Below are 1262 nucleotides of genomic sequence, written 5' to 3'. Positions count from 1 at the left end.
CCGAGTTCCGCCGCCCGCTCCGCCATGTTGCGCAGCCCGCTACGACGACCGTCGGGCGGGATACCGACGCCGTTGTCCCGGACAGTGAGAACCAGTTCCCGACCATCGGTCGCCAGCACGATCTCCGCACGGTCCGCGTGAGCATGCCGGGCGATATTGGTCAGAGCCTCGGAAAGCACAGCGACCGCATGATCGGCGACCTCCTTGGGCACATCCGTGTCGATCAGCCCCTCCATCCGCACACTCGGCGCGAACCCGAGCGCCGAAGCCGCCTCACCGGCCACCCGCACCGCACGGGCCCGCAACCCGGTGCCCGCACCACCCTCCCGGGCCCGCAACCCGAAGATCGTCGACCTGATGATCTTGATGGTCTCATCCAGATCGTCCACAGCCCGCAACACCCGCTCGGACGCCTCCGAATGCTCGATGAAACGCCCCGCACTCTGCAAAGTCATCCCGGTCGCGAACAACCGCTGGATCGCCAGATCATGCAGGTCCCGGGCAATCCGGTCACGATCCTTGAGCACCGCGATCTCCTCGGCATCCCGACGCCGCTCCGCCAGCTCCATCGCAATACCGGCCTGAGCCGCGAAAACCTGCAACGGCCCGGTCTCCTTCACGGTGAACAACGGCTGCCCCACCTCACGCGCCAGCAGCACCACACCCCGCACCCCCGCCCCACCCGTCCCGATCGGGATCGCCACCGCCGGACCAAGCCCGCCAAAACGCGGCGGCTCCGGCGACACCCGCTCGTCCTGGGTGATATCCACGCTGGTCACCGCCGCACCCTCACAGAACGCCAGACCCATCAGGGTCCTGTCCATGGCCAGCACCAGCCCGCGGTGAGCATCCGCGTCCATACCCACGGCGATCTCCACCGTCAGCGAATCCGTGTCCGCCATCGGAGTCGCAACAGCAGCCAGCGCCGAACCGGTGATCTCCCTGGCCTGCTCGGCAATCAACCCCAGGGCCTCAGCACTCCCCGTACCCGACATCAGACTGTGACTGATCTCCGCACTCGCCCGCAGCCAGCGCTCACGCAGCCGCGACTCCTCATACAACCGGGCATTGTCGATCGCCACACCAGCCGCCACAGCCAGCGTCGACGTCACCGACACATCCTCCTCGTCGAACTGACCACCACCCCGCTTCTCGGTCAGATAGAGATTGCCGAACACCTGATCACGGACACGGATCGGGACACCCAGGAACGTGCTCATCGGCGGATGATTCGGCGGGAAACCAAACGAGGCCGGATGCTC

General features: G+C 66.6%; 1 protein-coding gene. It reads right to left on the bottom strand.

Annotation, left to right across the window (positions count from 1 at the left end):
- The coding region (locus tag ACFWPS_RS54005) for a GAF domain-containing sensor histidine kinase (protein WP_383721929.1) at window positions 1-1262 on the bottom strand (1262 nt) is incomplete at both ends.

It is taken from the genome of Streptomyces sp. NPDC058457, assembly GCF_042720695.1.
In the GTDB taxonomy this organism is placed as follows: domain Bacteria; phylum Actinomycetota; class Actinomycetes; order Streptomycetales; family Streptomycetaceae; genus Streptomyces.
This window is presented reverse-complemented; position numbering and strand designations above follow the sequence as displayed.